Source organism: Pantoea sp. NGS-ED-1003, assembly GCF_000738765.1.
Taxonomy (GTDB): Bacteria; Pseudomonadota; Gammaproteobacteria; order Enterobacterales; family Enterobacteriaceae; genus Pantoea; species Pantoea septica.
In genome coordinates, this window is sequence record NZ_JPQA01000032.1 from 1 (window position 1) to 2187 (window position 2187).

At 55.6% G+C, this 2187-nt stretch carries 2 protein-coding genes; both read right to left on the reverse strand.

The window, feature by feature from the left end; genetic code table 11:
* On the reverse strand, window positions 1-1702 hold a 1702-nt coding region (locus JS46_RS22580), incomplete at its 3' end, for a terminase large subunit (RefSeq protein WP_033756059.1).
* Window positions 1656-2120: a phage terminase small subunit P27 family gene (locus JS46_RS22585; protein ID WP_033756057.1), complete on the reverse strand. Its 465-nt coding sequence runs from the start codon at window positions 2118-2120 to the stop codon at window positions 1656-1658. The genes JS46_RS22580 and JS46_RS22585, both read right to left, overlap by 47 nt.
* Between the last annotated feature and the right edge of the window lie 67 nt (window positions 2121-2187).

A 2187-nucleotide genomic window follows, 5' to 3' on the forward strand; every position in this document is an offset into this window, starting at 1 on the left:
CGCCGCTGTCCACCAGCACCGCATCCTCTGCTGCACCAATCGCCATAGCGGAAGCCACCACACCATCGATGCGGCCGGTACTTTTCTTTTTGGCAAATATGCGGTTGTCCTTCTGGTCAGCCTCAAGTACCGCAGAGGCGGCATTCCAGCGCAGGCAGGGATTGGGTCGGATAACCAGCACCCGGTTATTAAGATGCTCCTCAAACAGTTCGATAGAACGCGGCATCCACAGCCCGGACTCCTGAGCCTTGTAAAAGCCCTGACCATGCGGAACAAGGTCAACGCTCACAGACTCGCTTTCCAGTTCGGGCTCCAGATACTTAATGCGGTACTGGTCAAACGCGATGCATTTAATATCGTATCTGGCCGCCAGCTCACCGATGCGCACCGCGACAAAACCATAGTTGACAGCCTTGCCCGGCGGCGCGTGAATAAAGCCGTTACGCAGCCAGGCATCATAGGGAACGTGGTCTGTCTTAGCGCGCTCAAGCAAAGAATCTTTTGGCGTCCAGAATTCAACTAAAAGCTTTTTGGACTTCGGGAAGTAAAGCGCCAGCGCCGTAAGGTCGCGTGAACCGGACAGGTCCAGACCGCCATAGCACTCTTCACCCGCCAAATCTTCGGGATCAAAGTCCTGCTCGCAGTTCATCCATGTGTCGCTGTCAATCCACGGGTCGGACGCCTCCACCCACTGGCAGAAGTTAAGACGGCGCACGATGCTCTCTTTCGACGGCATGCCCCGCGCCTGCGTCACCTGCTCCCGCAGATATTTATCAGTGAATGTCTGTCCCAGCGACGGGTTAGCTTTGCCCCAGCAGGATTCGTCCTTAAACGGGTCGTCTCCCTCATCCAGAGAACAGATGAAGCTGAAAAAGCTATCGTCCTCCAGGTCACCCGCAGCAACCTTGCGCCCGTACTCATGGTATTCATAACAGACGCTTGTTTTATCGTGACCGCTGTTGGTGATCAGGAACATCAGCGCCTGACGGCGGCCTTTTGTACCGGCGCGCATCATCTCTACAACGGCGTTTGTTTTATGCTCATGCACTTCGTCAATCAGTGCGCCGTGCGGGCGCGGCCCTGACTGACCATCATCGGAACTGATCGGCTTGAAGAAAGAGCCCGTCTGCAGGAACGCGAGGTTCCACACGTTCAGACCGGTGCCGGATTTGGTAATGCGCTGCGCCAGCGCGGGCGACTGATCGACCATCGTTACCGCATCGCGGAACAGGATCATCGCCTGGTCTTTTTTCGTGGCCGCAGCGTACACTTCGGCGCGTGGCTCTTTATCCGCCATCAGCAGGTATAGGCCAACGCCACCTGCTAATGGTGACTTACCCGACCCCTTGCCGGACTCTATGTAGCTCATGCGAAAGCGGCGTGTGCCGTCTTCCGCCTTCCAGCCGAACAAAGAACCGACGATGAAGCACTGCCATGGCAGCAGGATAAATGGTTTGCCTTCATGCTCGCCGCCATTAAGCTTTAGAACCTGAGCAAAGAAGTTAACAACGCGATTTACGGCTTCCACATCCCAAAACAGGCCGCGCTTAGGCCCATCTTCCAGATCGCGAAGATGGCGAGCACAGGCGGCTCGAATGTCCGGACCGGCAATAACCGCACCACTGGTAACGTCCATTGCGTACTGAGTCGCTGGATCAACCGAAGAACTGGTTGAGCGGGTCTTCTTCTTTTTCTCCACCATTCACGTTCACCTTTGACCGGGCAGCCGGTGTCAGGCCGAACTCTACCAGGTAGCTTTTGAATCGCCGGTCTGCATCAGCCAGCATTGAAACAGCCGGGTTGGCTTTTATCAGAAATCCACCTTCGGTCTGGACCGTGTAGGTTCTGCCCTCATCAGCAATTGTGATCCGCAGCTGAAGAATGTCAGCGTAGATGTCGCAGAGCCTTTCCAGCGCGAGAACATCGGCGACGGTTAGCACGCCCATTCCATCTAGTAGAACGGTCAGTTTTCCCCACGCCACCTTCCCCCAGTCGGTGAGATGTGACGGCGGGCTCGGGATTTCTTTTGCGGGTGACGGTTCTTTGTCGTTGAGTTTTCGCTTGCCCGGATTGCCGGTAACGACCTTAAGGTGGGTCGGTTTTGGTCGTCTACCGGCCATAAAAACCTCCCAGAAAAAAACTTTTCATTTCGCGGTTGTGCATAAAAAGGGGGGCGGGCGGTCAGGA

Bases quoted from the DNA above. Each gene is read 5' to 3' on its own strand.
- JS46_RS22585 (WP_033756057.1), bottom strand. From the start codon at position 2,120: ATGGCCGGTAGACGACCAAAACCGACCCACCTTAAGGTCGTTACCGGC.